Consider the following 20473-nt stretch of genomic DNA (forward strand, 5'->3'; position numbering starts at 1 on the left):
CGATCAACACTCAGCGTTGATCAGTTGTATAGAAGGGTTTGCGTCCCCTTCGTCTAGTGGCCTAGGACACCGCCCTTTCACGGCGGTAACAGGGGTTCGAGTCCCCTAGGGGACGCCAGTTTTACAGAAGCGATGTTGCAAGATGTCGCTCCGCCGCGAGGCGAAAAATCCGGGGCTTTAGCTCAGCTGGGAGAGCGCCTGCATGGCATGCAGGAGGTCAGCGGTTCGATCCCGCTAAGCTCCACCAATTTTACACGGTCAAGGTCTGGCCACACCGGCCTTGAATCGATCAGTTCTCAGCGCTGATCAGTTGTATAGAAGGTTTGTGTCCCCTTCGTCTAGTGGCCTAGGACACCGCCCTTTCACGGCGGTAACAGGGGTTCGAGTCCCCTAGGGGACGCCACGATTACCCGCTCTGCGGGATTTTATAAGGGTCATTCAGTTATTGAATGGCCCTTTTGTTTGTCTGGCGTTTGGCCAACTCTCCTTTTTCCTTACACTGTGCTTCAGACCAGCGGTCATATCCTTGACTTGCAGAATATTATTATGCGAATAATATTCTAGTCGTAATATTCGGAGGCAACGATGAACGATAAAAAAGCTCAAACCCGCGAGCGCATCCTCAAGGCTGCCAGCGCCGCACTGATTCAGCGCGGCCCGGCTGACCCTAGCGTGGGCGAAGTGATGGGCGCAGCCGGCCTCACCGTCGGTGGCTTCTATGCGCACTTCGAAAGCAAGGACGCGATGATGCTCGAGGCGTTCAAGCAATTGCTCGGTCGCCGCCGCGACCTGATTGCCGACATGGATACCGAATTGACCGGCGAAGAGCGCCGCGCCCTGGTCGCCGCGTTCTACCTGTCGCGCAAGCATCGTGATTCCAGCGACGCCGCGTGCCCGATTCCAGCGTCCATCGGCGAATTGGGTCGTTTGCCGGAATCGTTCCGCATCGCGCTGAACGAACACCTGGAGTTGATGATTGCGCAGTTGGCGTCCAGCCCTGAGGACACCGACAAAGCCCTGGCCGACGTGGCCTTGATGGTGGGTGGTCTGGCCCTCGCAAGGGCGCTGGGCCCGGGAGATTTATCCGATCGATTGCTGCGCGCTGCCAAGTCGGCGGTGCGTTGACCTGAAGGCAACACGCCTGAGGAGAGAGCGATGAACACGTTGAAGTGGGTTCGTGGCGTTAATGGCACCTTGGGCTGGATTGCACCGCAACGGGTAGCGAGCAAAATGCGTCTGGCGTTCATGACGCCACGTTCGCTGCCGCTAAGGGATTGGGAGCTGCCGCTGCTGGCCAGCTCCGAACGCATCACTTTGCGCTTCGGTCTCTCGGCGCTGCGCTGGGGCCAAGGTCCGACGGTGCTGCTGATGCACGGCTGGGAAGGGCGGCCAACTCAGTTCGCCGCGCTGATCACCGCGCTGGTCGACGCCGGTTATACCGTCGTCGCGCTCGATGGTCCGGCCCACGGACGTTCGCCGGGGCGTGAAGCCAATGTCGTGTTGTTCGCCCGGGCGATGCTCGAAGCGGCTGCCGAGTTGCCGCCACTGCAAGCGGTCATCGGTCATTCCATGGGCGGCGCCAGCGCCATGCTCGCCGTGCAATTGGGCTTGCGCACCGAAACCCTCGTCAGCATCGCCGCGCCTGCGCGCATTCTTGGCGTACTGCGCGGATTTGCTCGCTACGTTGGTATGCCGCCCCGGGCCCGTTCCGCTTTCATCCGTCAGGTCGAGCAAGATGTCGGCATGCGCGCCGCGACTCTCGACGTTGCCCACTATCAACTGGATATGCCCGGTCTGATCGTGCATGCCGAGGACGACAACTTCGTCTCGGTCAAAGAGTCGCAACTGATCCACGAATCCTGGTTCGACAGCCGCTTGCTGCGGCTTGAGGGCGGTGGTCATCAGCGCGTGCTGGCCGACCCGCGGGTGGTTGATGGCGTGTTATCACTGCTGGCCGGCCGCAGCCTTCAGGCGCGCCAATCGGCGTAAGCTCCGTTACACTGCCCCGGTTGAATACATTGACCGGGAGTGGGGCATGGGCTGGGATCGGGCAACGCCGTTTACCATTGATCTGCAAGTAGGCGCCGAGGACATCGACGGGCTGGGCCATGCGAACAACGCGGTGTACGTGACCTGGCTCGAGCGTTGCGCCTGGCGCCACTCGCAGCGTCTGGGCCTGGATCTGGTCGAGTATCGGCGACTGGATCGGGCGATGGCCGTGGTCCGTCACGAGATCGATTATCTGGCCGCCGCCTATGAAGGCGACGAACTGCAATTGGCGACCTGGATCGTCGATTGGGATCAGCGCCTGAAAATGACCCGGCATTTCCAGCTCAAGCGCCCGAGTGACAACACCACGCTGTTGCGCGCGCAAACCACGTTTGTCTGCATTGAACTGTCCACGGGTAAGCCCAAGCGCATGCCGGCCGAGTTTATCGAGGGCTATGGTCCTGCGATCCAGATCCCGGATACCGCGCAAATCTAAATGTGGGAGCGAGCCTGCTCGCGAATGCAGTCTGTCAGTTGATATATGCATGGCTGATCCACCGCTTTCGCGAGCAGGCTCGCTCCCACAAGGTTTCTGCGATTTCTTGCGATATCCAGTAAACTGCCGCACGTTTTTCTTCAAGTAGTGTTTTCCCATGCAAATTGCTCTGGCGCCCATGGAGGGGTTGGTCGACGACATTCTCCGCGATGTGCTGACCCGCGTTGGCGGCATCGACTGGTGCGTGACCGAATTCATTCGCGTCAACGATCAGTTGCTCACGCCGGCCTATTTCCACAAGTTCGGCCCGGAGTTGCTCAACGGCGCACGCACCGCGTCCGGTGTGCCATTGCGCGTGCAATTGCTCGGTTCCGACCCGGTATGCCTGGCGGAAAACGCTGCACTGGCCTGCGAACTCGGCTCCGAGGTGATCGACCTCAACTTCGGCTGCCCGGCCAAGACCGTCAACAAATCCCGTGGCGGCGCCGTGCTGCTCAAAGAGCCGGAACTGCTCAACCAGATTGTCGAGCACGTGCGCCGCGCCGTACCCGCGCATATTCCCGTCACCGCAAAAATGCGCCTCGGTTTCGACAGCCCGGACGGTTCGCTGGTCTGCGCAACGGCATTGGCCGAAGGCGGCGCCGAGCACATCGTGGTCCACGCCCGAACCAAAATGGACGGCTACAAACCGCCGGCCCATTGGGAGTGGATCCCGCGCGTGCAGGACGTGGTCAAAGTCCCGGTGTTCGCCAATGGCGATATCTGGAGCGTCGAAGACTGGCGCCGCTGCCGCGAAATCAGTGGCGTGGAAGACATCATGCTCGGTCGCGGTCTGGTGTCGCGCCCGGATCTGGCCAAGCAGATCGCTGCCGCCCGCGCCGGCGAAGAAGTGGTCGAGATGACCTGGGCTGAGCTGATGCCGCTGATCCAGGACTTCTGGCTGCAAGCCAAAGCGCAGATGACCGCACGCCAATCGCCGGGCCGTTTGAAGCAATGGCTGGCCATGCTGACGCGTAATTATCCTGAGGCTGCCGAGCTGTTCACCGTCCTGCGTCGTGAGACCGAGCTGGATCATGTCTCGCGTTTGCTCGGTTTGCCGGTCGCCGAAGCGGCCTGAAAAAAATCTGCAAATACTCTCTTGAAATCATTTCAGCGGTCCCTATCTAAGGGTTACGCGATGCCGAATTCGGGTCGCGGAATCAAAAAACCTTGCTGATTGTTTTCAGGAGATTTGAACCATGAGTACTGCATTTTCCCTCGCGCCACTGTTCCGTTCCTCGGTAGGTTTCGACCGTTTCAACGACCTGTTCGAAACCGCCCTGCGCAACGAGCCGGGCAGCAGCTACCCACCTTACAACGTCGAAAAGCACGGTGATGACCAGTACCGTATCGTCGTTGCCGCCGCCGGTTTCCAGGAAGATGACCTGGAGCTGCAAGTCGAAAAAGGTGTGCTGACCATCAGTGGTGGCAAGCGTGATGCCAACGAAGGCGTGACCTTCCTGCACCAGGGCATCGCCCAGCGTGCGTTCAAGCTGTCCTTCCGTCTGGCCGATCACATCGAGATCAAGGCTGCCGATCTGAGCAACGGTCTGCTGAGCATCGACCTGTTGCGCGTGATCCCGGAAGAAGCGAAAGCCAAACGCATCCCGATCAACGGGACGCAGAAGCCGGCGTTGCAGCACTGAGTCATGTGCCGCAACACAATCGCCTGAACCGGCGATGAGCCGCTGAATGAAGGCCCCGATACGTCGGGGCCTTTTTTGTGCGCGCAAGAAAACCGCTGTGCGACTTTGCCGCTGGCGGCGGTTTCTCTACAATCCGCCGCAGTTTTGCCGACCCCCATTTCTCACCGGTCGGCCTGGAGCCTTTTTCATGGACGAGATTCAACAGCGCTGGCTGTGCGCTTTGTCTGCGCCAATGGCGGCGATCAATACCGGCGCCAGCTACGACGACCCCGCGTTCTGCGACGATCGCTACATCGACCTGAAAGACAGCTGGGGTATCGATGACCGTGGGCAATTGTTCGACATGCTCGAACGGATGACCGACGACGGCCATGCCAAGCACCTCAGCGCGGCCTACTTGGCGTGGCAGCGTTGTCTGCCAAGTGAATGGCAGGCTCTGCTCGACGACCTGAGTCCCCGTGAACGCACCCTGCATGAGTTTGCCAGCCGCACCTTCGGCAGTTGTGGGCCGGGCGGGATTTTGTCCTGGGACTATGGCCGTATGGGGTTTCTCTTGCGCTGCGCGGTGCGCAATCAGTGGGTCGACCTGGACGAAAGCAACTGGCTGCACAGTCGTTTGGCCCTCAGAGCGCAGTTTCACTACGGTAGCTGGATGGCTTACTTCGACGGCTTTGTCGTGGGCCGGACGTTTTGGTCCTGCCTGAGTGCCAGCGACGATGAGCTGGCGCGCGAACTCGATCGACAAGGCGCCAACGCCCTTAACCTGCGGATTGCCCGTGGGCTTGCCGAAAACATCCCTCGGTTCCTTGCTGATTTGCCGTGGCATATGGAAATCGATTTGCCGCCACGCCCGGCATCGCTCAAGGAGTTCGACTGGTCATGAGTTGCTGGATCCGCCTGGGCATCGAGCCTACTAACGACGAAACCCTGATTCGCAATGCCTACCGCGCACGCTTGCCAGCGCATCACCCGGAGACTGACCCGCAAGGCTTCCAGGCGCTGCGCATGGCCTACGAAAACGCCCTGCGTCTGGCGCGTGAAGACGACGAAGAAGAGCCCGAGGACGAGGACGAGTCCCAAGCCTCAGAACAGACTGTCGTTGAGGTCCCTCCGGTGTTCGGGGATTTTTGCGAGCTGCTGGATGATCCCGCGCGCCGGTTCAATTTCGCCGCGTGGCAGGCCTTTGTCCGAGGACTGGATGAGCTGTCGCTGGACGTGCTCGATGAACTCAGCTGGCCGCTGTACCACCGGATGGCCGACGCCGGTCCGTTGTCGTACCGCTGCGCGAATCTGTTGGCCAAGCGTATGGCCTGGGATCAACAGTTGCTGGATCTGGGCTTCGACGACGCCCACCAGGTGGGCTTCTTTCTCCAGCGAATCGAAACGCCGGACCCGTTCGACACGGATCTGATGTGCACCTGGTCAGAGGCAGCCCAGACTGAATCGCTGTGGTACGCCCGTAGTCTCGACTTCATCTTCAACCAGCGTCCACTGCAGGAGTTCGCCGATTTCGCCAGTCAGCATACCTGCCTGCCGTTGCCGGAGGATGCCGCGTTCCTCAAGCGTCTGTTGGTGCAGTTCACTCAGGCAGGTATTGGCGGGCCGACGTTTTTGCAGTGCTGTGTCGAACAGCAGCTTGCTGCCCCGGATGATGTCGACTGGCTTTACCTGTTGGCCTGTCAGAGCAGTCTGCTGGGCCGGGACGATCAGGCATTGCCGTGCTGGATCCGGCTGTGGAACGAGCACCGCCATCCGATGGCTGAAAGTCGTCTGCTGGAAATGTGCGCCAAGCGCCAGCCGACTTTTCTGCCCCTGCTGATTCAGGCATTCGATCGCCTGCAGGGCATCTCTGACTGGTCAGAGGATCTTGCCGATGACTGCCAGGTGTTTGGCAGCCCGTCACAACACCCCGAAACACTGAACCGTTGGCTGGGTGTCGGCAGACTGAAGCTTGAGAGCCTTGCGCAAAGCTTTGTCGATTGGCGTATCACGGGTGATGAACTGCCGTTGCTCGCGCAATTATTGGGCGAAAATGCCGACAGCCGATTGCTGCATCTGTACCGCCACGCCTGGGCGCTTCATCGAGGTGAGGCAGCGTTGTTGCAGCAGATTGTGGATGCACCGCTGCCGATCGATGCCCTCGAAAGCCTGGTGATGAGCGGATTCAAATATCAGGCCGAGCAACATCTGCGCTGGTTGCGCAGGGCGCCGATTGCGCTGGCCATGAGCGCGTTCAGCGATGCGGATTCAGGTTCGCGGCCATTGCCGCAGGTGCTGACCAACGGCGAGCCGCACAAGGTCTGTCGTCTGTGGTTGCGTCGCTTGCGGCCTTACAGCGACGCTGCGCTGGAACGGCTGGCAGACGCGTTCACGCTGGCCGCGGTCAAAGATGATTGCGACTTGTCCGAACTCGATTTGATTCTGCAGTTGAGCCAGCGCGGGATTCAGTTGCCACCGGTCGGGCTGGGTGAGGCCACTTGGGAGTGGCACGCGCAGACCTTGTTTTTGCTGGCGTTGCTGGAACAACCCGAACGCTGGTTGCAGTTGATTGACGCGCAGTGCGTTGAGCGCCTGCCTTTCAATCCGGCCCATCCCTTGAGTCGCCTGCAACCTTTGTTGCGGCGCTTGCAGCGTGAGCAAGGCCACTGCGCCGGTTTGCTCGGATGGCTGCAAGGCAATGACCCGGTACACGGCTTGTTGGTGCAGCAATTGTTCAGCGTACAGCAGGCACTCGACAGTATCCGGTTGCCGGCCAATACCCTGCTTTACACCTGCCTCGAAAGTGATCGTGCTGCCTGCGGCGACGATTTGCTGGGTTTGATGATGTTCTGGGGCGTGCTCTATCACGATCCGAGCCTGAGTGCCGAGCAGCATCGCGCATTGTTGCAATCGATCGCGGCGATCAGTTGTGAAGACGACTGGTTCGAAGGCTTCCGCGACGGTTTGATCAAAGGCGAACCGGTGTGGCCGCCGCGCAAAGTGCTGACCGATTTTGGCGTCGACAAACTGCTGGCGTATGAAGCGCTGGATGCGCTCAAGGGCTTGATTCGCTATGGCGCTGCCGGCGTGCCGAAAACGCGCGTCCTGCGCCAACTGCAACAGGGCAAGGACGATGTGCAGAACAGCGTTGGCCTGCGCCTGGCCTTGTGCGCGTTATTGTCCTGGTCGGAACGATTACTGCTGGCGAAAAGCGATGTGCAGCCGGTACCAGCGAGAGCGATCTGGCGTCTCGGCTCGCGGTTGGGGCGCAAGGCTTTTATCGCTCAGGTCTTGGGGTGTTTGGTGATTGCGCCGGTGGCAGGGTTGATCAGCGGCACCACGGGCGCTGGCATTCTTATCCTGCTATTGGCCGTGCTGCTGGTGTTCGGCGCCATTCTGCGTCGATTGCACGACATGGGCCGAGGCATTCCGACGTTGCTCATCTTCATGGCGCTGACGCCGGTTCTGCCATTTTTGCCGTTGGTGTTGTTCGGGCTTGCCGGTGACAAGTTGCCCAACCGCTATGGTGTGCCGCCGGACAGCGGTGATAGCGAAATGCTGTCCGGCGGCCTGCAGGCTGCCTTGCGGCGTCTCAACGGCTAGAGACGCAGTTGATCCAGCGCCTTGTTCAGCTCTGTGCGATGGCTGGCAATCTCCGAGGGTTGCTGGCCGCCGAGCACGGTGGTGAAGTTGTGCAGCCATTCGGCAATGTGCTCGCGTTGCGTGCCAAGACTCTGCATCCATGCCCGTTCCAGACGAGCCAGCAATGTGCGGTTGGGCAGCGCATCGCGCGGATGGACTTTCAGTGTCGACAGCCGGTTATGGCTGTCTCGGCGCGCTTGCTCGTCCAGACCGGTGGGGCTGCGGTCGATGCTGTGACTGTGACGCTCGCCGGTTTCGAGCAGGGTGACGTCGACTTCGAGCAAACCGTTGATGTCATAGCTGAAGCGCACGTCCAGTTCCTGGATGTGTTGAGTAGGCGTCAACGTGACTTCGAAAGCATCAATCAGAATGTTGTCGCACACCCACGGCCGTTCACCCTGATAGACGGCGATGCGCAGCACTGTTTGCTTAGGTTGGGTGGTGTAATAGCGCTCCACCCTTGACGTCGGAATGATGGTGTTACGTTCGATGATGGGCGAGAAGGCACCTTTGATGTCTTCGCCACGCATGGTCGCAATCCCCAGCGTATACGGGCAGACATCCGTCAGAATCAACTCTTCAACCGCCCCGTCGCGCGCCTTGCACGCTGCTTGTGTCGCCGCCCCGAGCGCAACAATGGTATCCGGATCAAGATGCCGGTAAGGCAGGCGCCCGAACAGCGTGGCGACCATTTGCTGCACCGCCGGCATGCGCGTGGCGCCACCGACCAGCACCAGGCTGTCGAGATCGCGAGGTTTGAGTCGGGCATCGCGCAGGGCTTGCTCGATCGGCGCGCGCAAACGCGCCAGCAACGGTTCCCAGATTTTTACCGCCGCCGCTTCGTCCAGTGACCATTCGAAGGTTTTGTCGGCGTGGCGCCAGCTCAGGTGTTGAGTGCCTTCGCCGAGTTTGCATTTCAGTTGCTCAAGGGCATCACCGAGGCTGGCCATGCTTTGCGCGTCGACCATTGCCGGGGTCAGTTGCCAGTGTTTCAGGCAGGCCTGCAACAGGGCGGCCGTGAAGTCTTCGCCGCCGAGAAAGTTGTCGCCGGTGGAGGCGTGCACTTCGATCAGCGGCAAAGCGTATTCCAGCACCGTAACGTCGAAGGTGCCGCCGCCCAGATCGAAGATCAGCGTGCGTTCGAACTTCTGTTCATGCAGTCCGTAAGCCATGGCGGCGGCGGTCGGTTCGTTGATCAGACGCGTCACCGAGAGCCCGGCCAGTTCGGCGGCAAACAGCGTGCGTTTGCGTTGTTCATCGCTGAAATACGCCGGTACGGAAATCACCGCTTCCGAAACGGCGTGGCCGAGAAAGGCTTCGGCGTCCTGCTTGAGTGAGCCGAGGACCAGCGCTGACAACTCTTCGGGGCTGAACTGACGTGTGCCGAGCTGGACTTGTTTATCGCTGCCCATGAAGCGCTTGAATGCTGCAGCGGTTCGCTCCGGGTGCGTGGTCAGGCGGGCGCGGGCGGCTTTGCCGACCAGAATGGTGTCGTCTTCATCGAGGCTGACCACCGAGGGCGTCAGCACATCGCCCAGAGCGTTGGGAATCAGCCGGGCCTGACCGTCCTGCCAGACGGCGATCAGACTATTGGTGGTGCCAAGGTCGATGCCCAGCAGAGCCGGGCGGGGGAGGGTTGCATCCTGCATGACAGATCTCGAAACGGCGCAAAAACCGCGACCCTACAGGTTGCCGCAAACCGTGGCAATTGCGCGTCTGTTGCAACGTGCACCGGTTATGGCAGGAGCTTTTTCAGATCCTCCAGCGCAACCGGTCGACTGTGCAGATATCCCTGATACAAATGGCAGCCCAAACCTTGCAGGAACGCCAGTTGTTCCGGGGTTTCCACGCCCTCGGCAATCACCTCCAGTTCAAGACTGCGCGCCATGGCAACGATCGCGCGGATGATCTCGGCATCGTTCGGATCGGTCGTCGCATCGCGGATAAACGATTGATCGATTTTCAGCGTGTCCACCGGCAGGCGCTTGAGGTAAGTCAGCGAGGAATAACCGGTGCCGAAGTCATCCATCGCAAAGCTCACACCGAGCTTTTTCAGCCGGCGCATTTTGCTGATGGTGTCTTCGAGGTTCTGGATGACGATGCCTTCGGTGATTTCCAGTTTCAGCAGCGAACAGGGCAGGCCGTGGCTGCTCATGCTGTGCTCGATGCGCTCGACAAAGTCGTTCTGGCGGAACTGCCGTGGACTGATGTTCACGCACAGGCTGAAATTCAGCGGATCGACCAGCTTCAGCGCGATCAATTGTTTGAAGGCATTGCAGGCCTCGTCGAGGATCCAGGTGCCGACTTCGAGAATCAGGCCGCTGTCTTCCAGCACCTTGATGAACTCGGTAGGTGACTGCGCGCCCAGTTCCGGGTGATTCCAGCGCACCAGGGCTTCGGCGCCGATGATGCGGTTGTCGCGGGCATCCACCTGCGGCTGAAAGTGCACGTTGAATTCACCGCGCGACAGCGCCAGGCGCAGGTCGGTCTCCATGCGCAGCCGTTCGCTGGCGGCTTTCTGCATGGTGTTGTGGTACATCTGCGTGGTGTTGCGCCCGGAATCCTTGGCTCGGTACAGCGCGATGTCGGCGCGCTTGAGCAGGTCGGTCGGCGTCGAGCCGTGATCGGGGATCAGCGCCACGCCGATGCTCGGCGTCACTTGCAGGCGCTGGCCGTCGAGGAACATCGGTTCCGAGAGCAATTCGCGCAGGGTGTCGGCCAGATTGCGCACTTGCGTGCTGACTTCGTTGCGCGAGCCTTCGAGGCCGCTGAGCAGTACGACAAACTCATCGCCACCGAGGCGCGCGACCGTGTCTTCCATGCGCACGCTGGCTTCCAGTCGCGCTGTGATGATCTTCAGCACGGTGTCGCCGACCGGGTGACCGAGTGAATCATTGATGTGCTTGAAGTGATCGAGGTCGAGAAACAACAAGGCGCCACGCAGATTGTGGCGTTTGAGCAGGGCGATCTGCTGGCTCAGGCGATCCATCAGCAGGGCACGGTTGGGCAAGTTGGTCAGCGGGTCGTGATACGCCAGATGTCGAATCTGCGCTTCGGCGTTTTTCAGCAGGCTGACGTCCCGCGCGGTCAGCAGCAGGCAAGCAGTTTCATTGAGGGTGATCGGCTCGACCGAGACTTCCACCGTCAGCATCTCCCCGCGTTTGTTGCGCCCGAGCATTTCCTGATGGTGCACGCGGCCCTTGATCTGCAACTCGGCGAGTAACGCCGAACGCTGTTTCTCTTCAGCCCAGATCCCCACCTGATAAACCGTTTTGCCCACGACCTCTTCGGCACGATAGCCAGTGAGACGGCAAAAACCGTCGTTGACCTCCAGATAACGCCCGGTGTCGCGCTCGGTGATGGTGATCGCGTCGGGGCTGGAGTGGAACGCCTTGGCGAATTTCTCCTCACTGGCTTTCAGCGCCGCTTCCGAGCGCTGCTGCTGGGTGATGTCGCGCAGGGTGGTGACGATGCACGGCTGGTCGCCGACGCTGATCTGCCGACTGGAAATCACACAGGTCAGCGACTGGCCGTCCTTGTGCTGAACGATGATCGCGACATTGCTCAAGCCCTGTTCGCGGATGACCCGTTCGATGCGTTGCAGGCTTTTCGCCGAGGCATCCCACAAGCCGATTTCTTCAGCGGTGTGGCCAATCACGTCGGCGGCGCTCCAGCCGAAAGTCTGGGTAAAACTGTTATTGATTTCGATGAACTCGCCACTGTCCTGGCGGGTCACGCAGATCGGGTCCGGGCTGACCTGGAACAGCGTGGCGAATTTCTCTTCCGAGGCCACCAGTCGTTGCTCGCGCTCGACCTGATCGGTGATGTCGAGCAACGTGCCGGCCATGCGCAGCGGCGCGCCGTTGTCGTCACGGTAGAGGCGGGCGCGGCTTTCCAGATAACGCGAACTGCCGTCCGGCAATTGCACGCGATAGGTCAGTTGATAGTTGCCTGCCGGGCCTTCGCGCAGGCTGCGGTAGGCGTCGCGCATGCTGTCGCGCTCTTCGCCGGGCACGCCCTCGAAAAACTCTTCAAACGATTCATGAAACGGTATCGGTTCGAGCCCGTGCAATTGCGCGGCCCGCGCCGAGCCGTAGAGCATGCCGCTGGGGATGTGCCAGTCCCAGGTGCCGAGCTGTGCCGAGTCCAGTGCCAGATCGAGGCGTTCCTGGCTGTCCTTCAAAGCGTGTTCAGCGGCTTTGCGTTCAGTGGTGTCGAGGAAGGTGCTGAGCAGATACGGCTGACCTTCAAGTTCGACTTTCTGCGCACTGAGAATGCCGTCGTGAATCTGCCCGTTACTGGCGCGAAACTGCACCTCCATGCTGATCAATTCGCCCTTGGTGTTGGTCTTCTTCACCAGTTCGCCGCGCTGTTCGGGGTGCACCCACAGGCCCAGTTCCAGCGTGGTGCGGCCAATAGCGCTTTGTACCGGCCAGCCGAACAGGCTTTCGAAATATTGATTGGCCTCGCTGATCAGGCCGTCTTCCTGACGGGTCAGCAAGACCATGTTCGGGCACAGGTGAAAAAGTGTCGCGAAACGTTTCTCCGAGCTGCTCAGGGCCTGTTCGCGTTGGCGCTGGTGGGTGATTTCACGAATCACCCCGATCATTCGGGGGCGGCCGTGTTTATCCGGCAGCAGGCTGCCGCTGATCTCCAGCCAGTGCAGGCTGCCGTCAGGCCAGCGAATGCGGTGGTGCATCGCCTGTTCCAGCGGCGCGCCGGCAATCACCGCGTGGAAGGCGCGGACGGTTTTCGCCCGGTCTTCCGGCGGCAGCAGGTCGAGGTATTCCAGATCTTTGGGCAGCGGTTGCCGAGGATCGAAGCCGAACAATGCCTGCGTACCGCGCGACCAACTGATCTGCCCGCGCTCGATGTCCCAATACCAGGCGCCGAGCCGCGCACCGTTGAGCGCCGCCAGCAATTGCGGCGCGCTTTCCCAGCTCTGCTCGGAATGACGCGGGTCAATCGCCTGAATACGCGGCATCGGCGGAATTCGGTCAACAGATTTCGGCATCGTGGACAAGCCTTGAGCTGATGGTGGCGTTAGGCACAGGAGCAGCGGCTCTATAGGAGTAGCACAAGTTGGCCTCAACTCCCTGGCAGATCGATTTGTGCATCCAGCAAGGCCATGAAGGCCCGTGCCGCATTCGAGAGCGTCCGTTCAGTGTGCAGGATATAGCCTAGCTGGCGACTGAGCTGTATGCCCGGCAATACGATGCTTGCCACCTGTTCATCGAGCATGGTGCGTGGCAAAACGCTCCAGGCCAGACCGATCGAGACCATCATCTTGATGGTTTCCAGGTAGTTGGTGCTCATGGCGATGTTCGGCGTCAGCCCTTGGGCCTCGAACAAGCGTTGGACAATGTGGTGGGTAAAGGTGTTGCCACCGGGGAAAACCGCCGGATGACCGGCGATGTCCGCCAGATTGACCGGGCCATTGCTGATCAGCGAATGCTCCGGGGCGACCACAAAGTCCAGCGGGTCGTCCCAGACGGGCGTGGCTTTGACCAGTGTGTGTGGCTCAGGCGCGAGGGTGATGACCGCTAATTCTGCGCGGCCGTGGAGAATTTCTTCGTAGGCCACTTCCGAATCAAGGAACTGAATATCCAGCGCCACCTGTGGGTAACGGCGGGTGAATTCCCTTAATAGAGGCGGCAAACGGTGCAGGCCAATGTGGTGACTGGTGGCCAGCGTCAGGCGACCGCTGACTTCGCCGGTGAGGTTGGTCAGGGCGCGGCGGGTGTCATCCAGCACGTTGAGAATCTGATACGCCCGTGGCAGCAGGGCGCGGCCAGCCTCGGTCAGGCCGACTTCACGGCCCAGTCGATCGAACAGGCGCACCTTCAATTGCTGCTCCAGCCCGGCGATGCGTTTGCTGATCGCCGGTTGTGTCAGGTGCAGGCGTTCGCCGGCGCCGGAGAAGCTGCCGGTCTCGGCAATTGCGATAAAAGCGTTGAGGTTGGCCAGATCCATGTTCGTATTCCAGTTGGTTATCCAAAGCATAAAAAATATGAATTTGAGTTATTTAATCTAACCCCATAGGATCGGCCTCACAAGCCAAAGGGTTATTGATAAGCCCAGGGCATAGAAACAAGCTGATGAGGAACCGTCTGATGGCCGGCAAAACGCTCTACGACAAGCTCTGGGATTCGCATTTGGTCAAGCAGCGCGACGATGGCTCGGCGCTGATCTACATCGATCGTCACATCATCCACGAAGTGACCTCGCCGCAAGCTTTTGAAGGCCTGCGTCTGGCCGGGCGCAAGCCTTGGCGCATCGATGCCAATATCGCGACCCCGGACCACAACGTACCGACGACTCCAGAGCGCAAGGGCGGCATCGAAGCCATTGCCGATCAGGTCTCGCGTTTGCAGGTTCAGACCCTTGATGACAACTGCGATGAATACGGCATTGTCGAGTTCAAGATGAATGACGTCCGCCAAGGCATCGTCCACGTGATCAGCCCGGAGCAGGGCGCGACCTTGCCGGGCATGACCGTGGTCTGCGGCGATTCGCACACCTCGACTCACGGCGCGTTCGGCGCTCTGGCGCACGGTATCGGCACTTCCGAGGTCGAGCACGTGCTCGCCACCCAGTGCCTGGTCGCGAAGAAAATGAAAAACATGCTGGTGCGCGTTGAAGGGCAATTGCCGTTCGGCGTGACCGCCAAGGACATCGTCCTCGCGGTAATCGGCAAGATCGGCACCGCCGGCGGTAACGGCCACGCCATCGAATTCGCTGGCAGCGCGATCCGCGACTTGTCCGTCGAAGGCCGCATGACCATCTGCAACATGTCCATCGAAGCGGGCGCCCGCGTCGGTCTGGTGGCAGCGGACCAGAAAACCGTCGACTACGTGAAGGGCCGTCCATTCGCCCCGAAAGGCGCGGAATGGGACATGGCCGTCGAAGCCTGGAAAGACCTGGTGTCCGATGACGACGCCAAGTTCGACACTGTGGTTGAGCTCGACGCTGCGCAGATCAAACCGCAAGTCAGCTGGGGCACTTCGCCGGAAATGGTTTTGGCCGTTGATCAGAACGTGCCGGACCCGGCCAAAGAAATGGATCTGGTCAAACGCGACTCGATCGTCCGTGCCTTGAAGTACATGGGTTTGACCGCCAATCAGGCGATCACCGACATTCAACTGGATCGCGTTTTCATCGGTTCCTGCACCAACTCGCGGATCGAAGACTTGCGCGCTGCGGCGGTGATCGCCAAGGGCCGCAAGGTCGCTTCGACCATCAAGCAAGCGATCGTGGTGCCGGGCTCGGGTCTGGTCAAGGCGCAGGCAGAAGCCGAAGGTCTCGACAAGATTTTCCTCGAAGCCGGTTTCGAATGGCGTAAGCCGGGTTGCTCGATGTGCCTGGCGATGAACCCGGACCGTTTGGAGTCCGGCGAGCATTGCGCCTCGACCTCCAACCGTAACTTCGAAGGCCGTCAGGGCGCCGGTGGCCGTACCCACCTCGTCAGCCCGGCCATGGCGGCGGCGGCAGCGGTGAATGGTCGTTTCATCGACGTTCGTGAATTGATTTAAAGGAGCGCAGCATGAAAGCTTTTACCCAGCACACTGGTCTTGTCGCGCCTTTGGATCGTGCCAACGTCGACACCGATCAGATCATTCCAAAGCAGTTCTTGAAGTCGATCAAGCGCACCGGTTTCGGCCCGAACCTGTTCGACGAGTGGCGCTACCTCGATGTCGGCCAGCCGTATCAGGACAACTCCAAGCGTCCGTTGAACAAGGACTTCGTCCTCAACGCCGAGCGTTATCAAGGCGCCAGCGTCTTGCTCGCTCGCGAGAACTTCGGTTGCGGCTCCAGCCGTGAACACGCGCCGTGGGCGCTGGAAGAATACGGTTTCCGCAGCATCATCGCGCCAAGCTACGCCGACATCTTCTTCAACAACAGCTTCAAAAACGGTTTGCTGCCGATCATCTTGAGCGACGCTGAAGTCGATGAATTGTTTAAGCAAGTTGAGGCCGAGCCGGGCTATCAATTGCAGGTCGATCTGCAGGCGCAGACCGTGACCCGTCCGGATGGCAAGGTGTACAGCTTCGAGATCGATGCGTTCCGCAAGCACTGCCTGTTGAACGGTCTGGACGATATTGGCCTGACCTTGCAGGACGGCGATGCGATTGCGACGTTTGAGGCCAAGCACCGGGTTAGTCAGCCGTGGTTGTTCCGCGACGCGTGATTTGCGTATGGCGAATGGCGCCATCGCGAGCAGGCTCACTCCTACATTTGAAATGCGTTCCCCTGTAGGAGTGAGCCTGCTCGCGATGAGGCCCTCAAAAGCACCACAAGACTCACCCTAAAAAGGAAGTCCCCAATGACCAGCACCGCCCAACACACCCAGGTCGTACAAAAGCAATTCGGTGAACAGGCCGCCGCCTACCTGAGCAGCGCCGTTCACGCTCAAGGCACCGAATTCGCGCTGCTACAAGCTGAGCTGGCCGGGCAGGGCAACGCCCGGGTGCTGGACTTGGGTTGCGGCGCCGGTCACGTCAGTTTCCACGTCGCACCGCTGGTCAGGGAAGTGGTTGCCTACGACCTGTCGCAGCAAATGCTCGACGTGGTCGCCGCCGCTGCCGTTGATCGGGGGATGAGCAACATTGCCACGGTCAACGGTGCCGCCGAGCGACTGCCGTTTGCCGATGGCGAGTTCGACTTCGTGTTCAGCCGTTATTCGGCGCATCACTGGAGCGATCTCGGTGTGGCCCTGCGCGAAGTGCGCCGGGTGCTGAAGCCGGGTGGTGTGGCGGCGTTCGTTGATGTGTTGTCACCGGGCAGTCCGTTGTTCGACACTTACCTGCAAAGCGTCGAAGTGCTGCGCGACACCAGCCATGTGCGCGATTATTCCGCCGCCGAATGGTTACGTCAGGTCAGCGAGGCCGGTTTGCATGTGCGCAGCACCACCCGTCAGCGCCTGCGTCTGGAATACACCAGTTGGGTTGAACGCATGCGCACACCGGAAGTGATGCGCGCCGCGATCCGCCAGTTGCAGCAGTCGATGGGCCACGAAGTGCGCGAATATTTTGAGATTGATGCCGACGGCTCGTTCAGTACAGATGTCATCGTGCTGATGGCCGAGCGATAAGAATTTTTCCGGGCGCGTCTAAGATGGCGCACCGACTGAAGACACGAGGAAAGCATGAGCAAGCAGATTCTGATTCTCCCAGGTGACGGTATTGGTCCGGAAATCATGGCCGAAGCGGTCAAGGTGCTGGAGCTGGCCAACGACAAATACAGCCTGGGCTTCGAGCTGAGCCATGACGTGATCGGTGGCGCCGCCATCGACAAGCACGGCGTGCCGCTGGCCGATGAAACCCTCGACCGTGCCCGCGCTGCCGACGCTGTGCTGCTGGGCGCCGTTGGCGGCCCGAAATGGGACACCATCGAGCGTGACATCCGTCCCGAGCGCGGCCTGCTGAAAATCCGTGCGCAACTGGGCCTGTTCGGCAACCTGCGTCCGGCGATCCTGTACCCGCAACTGGCTGACGCTTCGAGCCTGAAGCCGGAAATCGTTGCCGGTCTGGACATCCTCATCGTTCGTGAGCTGACCGGCGGCATCTATTTCGGCGCGCCGCGTGGCACCCGCACTTTGGAGAACGGCGAGCGTCAGTCCTACGACACACTGCCGTACAGCGAAAGCGAAATCCGCCGCATCGCCCGTGTCGGTTTCGACATGGCCATGGTTCGCGGCAAGAAGCTCTGCTCGGTGGACAAGGCCAACGTGCTGGCGTCCAGCCAACTGTGGCGTGAAGTGGTCGAGCAAGTGGCCGAGGATTACCCGGAAGTCGAACTGAGCCACATGTACGTCGATAACGCCGCCATGCAACTGGTGCGCGCACCGAAGCAGTTCGACGTGATCGTCACCGACAATATGTTCGGCGACATTCTGTCCGACGAAGCGTCGATGCTCACCGGTTCCATCGGCATGCTGCCGTCGGCCTCGCTGGATTCCAACAACAAGGGCATGTACGAGCCTTGCCACGGTTCCGCTCCGGACATCGCCGGTAAAGGCATTGCCAACCCGTTGGCGACCATTTTGTCGGTGTCGATGATGCTGCGTTACAGCTTCAATCTGCATGACGCGGCCGATGCCATCGAGAAAGCCGTGAGCGTGGTGCTGGATCAAGGCCTGCGCACCGGTGACATCTATTCGGCCGGTTGCAGCAAAGTCGGTACGCAGGAAATGGGCGACGCAGTAGTCGCCGCGCTGCGGAATCTGTAATCTCTCGGGCCCGCTGCGAAATTCAATACAAAGCAGCGGCCCACTTTTCAAGAAGGTGTAGTTGCGATGAAACGTGTAGGTCTGATCGGTTGGCGCGGGATGGTCGGTTCCGTGCTCATGCAGCGGATGCTGGAAGAGCAGGATTTCGATCTAATCGAGCCGGTGTTTTTCACCACGTCCAACGTCGGTGGCCAAGGCCCGTCCGTGGGCAAGGACATTGCTCCGCTCAAGGATGCTTACAGCATTGATGAGCTGAAGACCCTCGACGTGATTCTGACCTGCCAGGGCGGCGACTACACCAGCGAAGTGTTCCCCAAGCTGCGCGAAGCCGGCTGGCAGGGTTACTGGATCGACGCGGCCTCGAGCCTGCGCATGAACGATGACGCGGTGATCATTCTCGATCCGGTCAACCGCAAGGTCATCGACCAGCAACTCGACGCGGGCACCAAGAACTACATCGGCGGCAACTGCACCGTCAGCCTGATGCTGATGGGCCTGGGCGGTCTGTTCGAAGCCGGTCTGGTCGAGTGGATGAGCGCCATGACCTATCAGGCGGCCTCCGGTGCCGGCGCGCAGAACATGCGTGAACTGATCAAGCAAATGGGCGCAACCCACGCCGCGGTCGCCGATCAACTGGCTGATCCGGCCAGCGCGATCCTCGACATCGACCGTCGTGTGGCCGACGCCATGCGCAGCGAAGCGTACCCGACTGAAAACTTCGGCGTACCTTTGGCCGGCAGCCTGATCCCGTGGATCGACAAGGAACTGCCGAACGGCCAGAGCCGCGAAGAGTGGAAAGCTCAGGCCGAGACCAACAAGATTCTCGGTCGCTTCAAGAGCCCGATCCCGGTCGACGGCATCTGCGTGCGCATTGGCGCGATGCGTTGCCACAGCCAGGCGCTGACCATCAAGCTGAACAAAGACGTGCCGATCGCCGATATCGAGGGGCTGATCAGCCAGCACAACCCTTGGGTCAAACTGGTGCCGAACCAGCGCGAAATCAGCATGCAGGAGCTGAGCCCGACCAAGGTCACCGGCACTTTGAATGTTCCGGTGGGTCGTCTGCGCAAGCTGAACATGGGTTCGCAGTTCGTCGGTGCCTTTACCGTCGGCGACCAACTGCTGTGGGGCGCGGCCGAACCGCTGCGTCGCATGTTGCGGATTTTGCTTGAGCGTTGATTGCTTGAAGTAATGAAAGAGCCCGTGCCTTGTGAGAGGTGCGGGTTTTTTTATGCCGATCGTTCCCACGCTCTGCGTGGGAATGCATCCCGGGACGCTCCGCGTCCCTTTACAAGCCGAACGCAGAGCGTCCGATGCGGCATTCCCACGCAGAGCGTGGGAACGATCCTGGTGGGCAGAAATTGCCTGTGCGCCAGTCACCCGGTAAAGTGCCGCTCCCCCCGTTTCGCCAGAGGCTCGCACCATGACCCAGACCCTAGATATTGCCGTGATCGGCGCCACCGGTACTGTCGGCGAAACCCTCGTACAGATTCTCGAAGAGCGCAGCTTCCCGGTTGCAAACCTGCACCTGTTGGCGAGCAGCGAATCCGCTGGCAGCTCGGTGCTGTTCCGCAACAAGAACGTGCGCGTTCGCGAAGTCGACGAGTTCGATTTCAGCAAGGTCAAACTGGTGTTCTTCGCCGCCGGCCCGGCCATTACCCTGAGTTACGCCGCCCGTGCCCACGCCGCCGGTTGCTCGCTGATCGACCTGTCCGGTGCCTTGCCGGCCGATCAAGCGCCGCAAGTGGTGCCGGAAGCCAACGCCGAAGTGCTCGCCGCTCTGAAAGCACCGTTCCAGGTCAGCAGCCCAAGCCCGTCGGCTACTTCGCTGGCGGTGGTACTGGCGCCGCTGCTCGATCTCATTGACCTGCAATCTGTGCATGTCACCGCTAATCTGGCCGTGTCCGCCCAAGGCCGTGAAGCCGTGACCGAGCTGGCGCGGCAGACCGCCGAGCTGTTGAACATGCGCCCATTGGAGCCGACTTTCTTCGACCGGCAGATGGCCTTCAACCTGCTGGCCCAGGTCGGCACGCCCGATGCGCAGGGCCATACGCTGCTGGAAAAACGCCTGATGCGCGAGTTGCGTCAGGTGCTGGCCAAGCCTTTATTAAAGATTTCCGCAACTTGCGTTCAAGCCCCGGTGTTTTTTGGCGATAGCCTTAGCGTGACTTTGCAGTCAACGTCGGCTGTCGACCTGGCAAAAGTCAACGCTGCCCTCGAAGACGCGGCCGGTATCGAGCTGGTCGAGGCTGGTGATTACCCGACCGCAGTCGGTGACGCGGTAGGGCAGGACGTTGTCTATGTCGGTCGCGTGCGCAGCGGTGTCGACGACCCGGCGGAACTAAATCTGTGGCTGACGTCAGATAACGTACGCAAAGGCGCGGCCCTTAACGCTGTGCAGGTGGCTGAATTGTTGATAAAAGACCTGCTGTAAAAGATACTTGGCAACAATTT

Annotated in this window: 16 protein-coding genes and 3 tRNA genes; 16 read left to right on the forward strand and 3 right to left on the reverse strand. The window is 60.4% G+C overall.

What is annotated here, in order from left to right; genetic code table 11:
- Positions 1-42 precede the first annotated feature (42 nt).
- The 10 genes from AC5SEM_RS06375 (at position 43) to AC5SEM_RS06420 (ending at position 7752) form a co-directional block, all read left to right on the forward strand.
- Positions 43-118, forward strand: a tRNA-Glu gene (locus AC5SEM_RS06375).
- Positions 119-171: 53 nt separating this feature from the next.
- A tRNA-Ala gene (locus tag AC5SEM_RS06380) sits at positions 172-247 on the forward strand.
- Between the two features lie 80 nt (positions 248-327).
- Positions 328-403: transfer RNA gene (locus tag AC5SEM_RS06385), tRNA-Glu, on the forward strand.
- A 182-nt stretch (positions 404-585) separates the two neighbouring features.
- Positions 586-1125, forward strand: a complete 540-nt coding sequence (locus tag AC5SEM_RS06390) for a TetR/AcrR family transcriptional regulator (protein ID WP_077571915.1) — start codon at positions 586-588, stop codon at positions 1123-1125.
- A gap of 30 nt (positions 1126-1155) precedes the next feature.
- Positions 1156-1989, forward strand: a complete 834-nt coding sequence (locus AC5SEM_RS06395; RefSeq protein ID WP_007913423.1) for an alpha/beta fold hydrolase — start codon at positions 1156-1158, stop codon at positions 1987-1989.
- A 46-nt stretch (positions 1990-2035) separates the two neighbouring features.
- Positions 2036-2485 (forward strand): acyl-CoA thioesterase, encoded by a 450-nt coding sequence (locus AC5SEM_RS06400; RefSeq protein ID WP_150651002.1) that lies wholly within the window; start codon positions 2036-2038, stop codon positions 2483-2485.
- A 157-nt stretch (positions 2486-2642) separates the two neighbouring features.
- Positions 2643-3602, forward strand: coding sequence for a tRNA dihydrouridine synthase (locus tag AC5SEM_RS06405; RefSeq protein WP_495472413.1), 960 nt, complete (start codon positions 2643-2645; stop codon positions 3600-3602).
- Positions 3603-3723: 121 nt separating this feature from the next.
- A complete protein-coding gene (locus AC5SEM_RS06410) occupies positions 3724-4170 on the forward strand; it encodes an Hsp20 family protein (RefSeq protein WP_495472414.1) in 447 nt (148 codons plus the stop codon).
- Positions 4171-4357: 187 nt separating this feature from the next.
- A complete protein-coding gene (locus tag AC5SEM_RS06415; protein WP_495472415.1) occupies positions 4358-5053 on the forward strand; it encodes a DUF1266 domain-containing protein in 696 nt (231 codons plus the stop codon).
- Positions 5050-7752: a DUF805 domain-containing protein gene (locus AC5SEM_RS06420; protein ID WP_495472416.1), complete on the forward strand. Its 2703-nt coding sequence runs from the start codon at positions 5050-5052 to the stop codon at positions 7750-7752. Before AC5SEM_RS06415 ends, AC5SEM_RS06420 begins: the two co-directional genes overlap by 4 nt.
- On the opposite strand, the gene AC5SEM_RS06425 is transcribed toward AC5SEM_RS06420, so the two are convergent.
- The 3 genes from AC5SEM_RS06425 to AC5SEM_RS06435 all read right to left on the reverse strand — a co-directional run bounded on the left by AC5SEM_RS06425 (position 7749) and on the right by AC5SEM_RS06435 (position 13764).
- The gene (locus AC5SEM_RS06425; RefSeq protein ID WP_077571919.1) at positions 7749-9440 is read right to left on the reverse strand and encodes a molecular chaperone HscC; all 1692 of its coding nucleotides are present in this window, start codon (positions 9438-9440) and stop codon (positions 7749-7751) included. The two genes, AC5SEM_RS06420 and AC5SEM_RS06425, sit on opposite strands and share 4 nt — an antisense overlap.
- 86 nt (positions 9441-9526) lie before the next feature.
- Entirely contained in the window at positions 9527-12805 is a 3279-nt protein-coding gene (locus tag AC5SEM_RS06430) for a sensor domain-containing protein (protein ID WP_212622558.1), read from the reverse strand.
- A 74-nt stretch (positions 12806-12879) separates the two neighbouring features.
- Positions 12880-13764 carry a LysR family transcriptional regulator gene (locus AC5SEM_RS06435; RefSeq protein ID WP_077571921.1) on the reverse strand — a complete coding sequence of 295 codons (885 nt, stop codon included), beginning with the start codon at positions 13762-13764 and terminating at the stop codon, positions 12880-12882.
- A 140-nt stretch (positions 13765-13904) separates the two neighbouring features.
- On the opposite strand from AC5SEM_RS06435, the gene leuC reads away from it, so the two are divergent.
- The 6 genes from leuC to AC5SEM_RS06465 all read left to right on the forward strand — a co-directional run bounded on the left by leuC (position 13905) and on the right by AC5SEM_RS06465 (position 20453).
- Positions 13905-15323 carry a 3-isopropylmalate dehydratase large subunit gene (leuC, locus tag AC5SEM_RS06440; RefSeq protein WP_495472417.1) on the forward strand — a complete coding sequence of 473 codons (1419 nt, stop codon included), beginning with the start codon at positions 13905-13907 and terminating at the stop codon, positions 15321-15323.
- Between the two features lie 11 nt (positions 15324-15334).
- Positions 15335-15979: a 3-isopropylmalate dehydratase small subunit gene (gene leuD, locus AC5SEM_RS06445; protein WP_007913445.1), complete on the forward strand. Its 645-nt coding sequence runs from the start codon at positions 15335-15337 to the stop codon at positions 15977-15979.
- A gap of 135 nt (positions 15980-16114) precedes the next feature.
- Positions 16115-16882: a class I SAM-dependent methyltransferase gene (locus AC5SEM_RS06450; RefSeq protein ID WP_116031024.1), complete on the forward strand. Its 768-nt coding sequence runs from the start codon at positions 16115-16117 to the stop codon at positions 16880-16882.
- A 54-nt stretch (positions 16883-16936) separates the two neighbouring features.
- A complete protein-coding gene (gene leuB, locus AC5SEM_RS06455; RefSeq protein WP_495472418.1) occupies positions 16937-18019 on the forward strand; it encodes a 3-isopropylmalate dehydrogenase in 1083 nt (360 codons plus the stop codon).
- A 66-nt stretch (positions 18020-18085) separates the two neighbouring features.
- Positions 18086-19198, forward strand: a complete 1113-nt coding sequence (asd, locus tag AC5SEM_RS06460; RefSeq protein ID WP_007913448.1) for an aspartate-semialdehyde dehydrogenase — start codon at positions 18086-18088, stop codon at positions 19196-19198.
- Between the two features lie 244 nt (positions 19199-19442).
- Positions 19443-20453, forward strand: a complete 1011-nt coding sequence (locus AC5SEM_RS06465) for an aspartate-semialdehyde dehydrogenase (RefSeq protein ID WP_495472419.1) — start codon at positions 19443-19445, stop codon at positions 20451-20453.
- Positions 20454-20473: the final 20 nt, after the last annotated feature.

The organism is Pseudomonas sp. CH61 (assembly GCF_059429415.1).

What these genes read in the sequence shown, in the direction of transcription:
- leuD (WP_007913445.1), top strand. Translation starts at nt 15,335, where the DNA reads ATGAAAGCTTTTACCCAGCACACTGGTCTTGTCGCGCCTTTGGATCGT.
- AC5SEM_RS06405 (WP_495472413.1), top strand. Translation starts at nt 2,643, where the DNA reads ATGCAAATTGCTCTGGCGCCCATGGAGGGGTTGGTCGACGACATTCTC.
- AC5SEM_RS06465 (WP_495472419.1), top strand. Translation starts at nt 19,443, where the DNA reads ATGACCCAGACCCTAGATATTGCCGTGATCGGCGCCACCGGTACTGTC.
- AC5SEM_RS06400 (WP_150651002.1), top strand. Translation starts at nt 2,036, where the DNA reads ATGGGCTGGGATCGGGCAACGCCGTTTACCATTGATCTGCAAGTAGGC.
- AC5SEM_RS06415 (WP_495472415.1), top strand. Translation starts at nt 4,358, where the DNA reads ATGGACGAGATTCAACAGCGCTGGCTGTGCGCTTTGTCTGCGCCAATG.
- AC5SEM_RS06450 (WP_116031024.1), top strand. Translation starts at nt 16,115, where the DNA reads ATGACCAGCACCGCCCAACACACCCAGGTCGTACAAAAGCAATTCGGT.
- AC5SEM_RS06420 (WP_495472416.1), top strand. Translation starts at nt 5,050, where the DNA reads ATGAGTTGCTGGATCCGCCTGGGCATCGAGCCTACTAACGACGAAACC.
- asd (WP_007913448.1), top strand. Translation starts at nt 18,086, where the DNA reads ATGAAACGTGTAGGTCTGATCGGTTGGCGCGGGATGGTCGGTTCCGTG.
- AC5SEM_RS06430 (WP_212622558.1), bottom strand. Translation starts at nt 12,805, where the DNA reads ATGCCGAAATCTGTTGACCGAATTCCGCCGATGCCGCGTATTCAGGCG.
- leuC (WP_495472417.1), top strand. Translation starts at nt 13,905, where the DNA reads ATGGCCGGCAAAACGCTCTACGACAAGCTCTGGGATTCGCATTTGGTC.
- AC5SEM_RS06425 (WP_077571919.1), bottom strand. Translation starts at nt 9,440, where the DNA reads ATGCAGGATGCAACCCTCCCCCGCCCGGCTCTGCTGGGCATCGACCTT.
- leuB (WP_495472418.1), top strand. Translation starts at nt 16,937, where the DNA reads ATGAGCAAGCAGATTCTGATTCTCCCAGGTGACGGTATTGGTCCGGAA.
- AC5SEM_RS06410 (WP_495472414.1), top strand. Translation starts at nt 3,724, where the DNA reads ATGAGTACTGCATTTTCCCTCGCGCCACTGTTCCGTTCCTCGGTAGGT.
- AC5SEM_RS06395 (WP_007913423.1), top strand. Translation starts at nt 1,156, where the DNA reads ATGAACACGTTGAAGTGGGTTCGTGGCGTTAATGGCACCTTGGGCTGG.
- AC5SEM_RS06390 (WP_077571915.1), top strand. Translation starts at nt 586, where the DNA reads ATGAACGATAAAAAAGCTCAAACCCGCGAGCGCATCCTCAAGGCTGCC.
- AC5SEM_RS06435 (WP_077571921.1), bottom strand. Translation starts at nt 13,764, where the DNA reads ATGGATCTGGCCAACCTCAACGCTTTTATCGCAATTGCCGAGACCGGC.